The sequence below is a fragment of the Streptomyces sp. NPDC017225 genome (genome assembly GCF_044331465.1).
Taxonomy (GTDB): Bacteria; Actinomycetota; Actinomycetes; order Streptomycetales; family Streptomycetaceae; genus Streptomyces.
The window spans coordinates 1-1,401 of the sequence record NZ_JBIRNE010000062.1 but is presented as its reverse complement, the minus strand read 5'-3'; the positions used below and the strand labels follow the sequence as shown (position 1 = coordinate 1,401).

At 70.6% G+C, this 1,401-nt stretch carries 2 protein-coding genes; one reads left to right on the top strand and one right to left on the bottom strand.

Going from position 1 to position 1,401, the window contains the following annotated elements; all coding sequences use genetic code 11:
* On the bottom strand, positions 1-1,155 hold a 1,155-nt coding region (locus ACH4NX_RS38395), incomplete at its 3' end, for a polyketide synthase dehydratase domain-containing protein (RefSeq protein WP_398153401.1).
* Positions 1,156-1,185: 30 nt separating this feature from the next.
* Here ACH4NX_RS38395 and ACH4NX_RS38390 point away from each other — a divergent pair.
* Positions 1,186-1,401 (top strand): hypothetical protein (locus tag ACH4NX_RS38390; protein ID WP_398153400.1); only part of this gene is annotated, 216 nt, incomplete at its 3' end.

The following is a 1,401-nucleotide window of genomic DNA, read 5'->3' as shown; positions in this document are numbered from 1 at the left end:
CTGCGCACTGCGCACCAGACCCCACACCGCGGCCCCGGCCAGATCAGTGACATCCTCACCCGCCACCGACACCGCACCCCGCGTCACCACCACCAGGGTGCCGCTCTCCGTCTGCAGCACTTCCAACAAGGAAGTCAATGCGGACGGCACGTCGTCGTCCTCGGCACACCACACCTTCGCGCCGCTGACCACATCCCCGCCCGAGGCCACCGGCGTCCACTCCACCTGATACAAGGAGTCCACCCGCGCCAGCGACTGCGCGGACAACTCCCGCAGCGCCAAGCTGCCCACGGACACCACCGGCCGGCCCGAGTCGTCCGTCGCGTCCAACGACACCTGGTCCGATCCCGTCGGCACCACCCGCACCCGCAGCGTGTCGGCCCCGGTGGCGTGCAGTTCCACACCCGCCCACGAGAACGGCAGCACCACACGGTCACCGTCCAACAGCAACGGAATCGCGTGCAGAGCCGAGTCCAACAACGCCGGATGCAGTCCGAACCGGTCCACCGGCCCGGACAACGCCACCTCGGCGAACACCTCGTCACCACGCCGCCAGGCGGCCTTCAGCCCCTGGAAGACCGGCCCGTACTCCACTCCGGCTTCGGCCAGGCCCTCGTACAGATCCCTCACGTCCACCGGTACCGCTTCCGCCGGCGGCCACTGGGCCGGGTCCCCCTCCTGCGCGCCGGTCCCCGCGGCAAGCGTCCCCGCCGCATGACGCGCCCACAACGCGTACGGCTCGTCCTCGCCACGAGCGTGTACCTCGACCGATCGGCGCCCCGTTCCGTCGTCCGCCCCGACCACCACCTGGATGACCGTCGCCGCACGCCGATCCAGCACCAACGGCGTCTCGATCGTCAGCTCCTCGATACGACCGCAGCCCACCTCGTCGCCCGCGCGAATCGCCAACTCCACGTAACCGGCACCGGGAAAGACCACAGCTTCCGCCACCACGTGATCGGCCAGCCAGGGCTGCGAGCCCACCGACAGCCTCCCGGACAACACCACCTGGTCCGCGCCCGCTACCGCCACCACGCCGTCCAGCAAGGGATGGCCGGACTCCTCCAGCCCACGGCCCGACTCCAGCCAGTATCGCTTCCGCTGGAAGGGGTAGGTGGGCAGGTCGACGCGACGGGCTCCGCGTCCGGCGAACACGGCGGTCCAGTCGGGGGACGCACCGCTCACATGCAGATGCCCGACGGCCGTCAGCAACGTGGCGGCCTCGGACCGCTCACGCCGCGACGCGGCCACCGCGACCGCCCCCGGCATCGTCTGCCGGGCCATACCCGCGAGAATCCCGTCCGGTCCGATCTCCAGGAACCGGCTCACACCCTCGTCCCGCAGACAGCCCACATCATCGGCGAACCGCACCGCATCACGAACATGCCGCACCCAGAACTC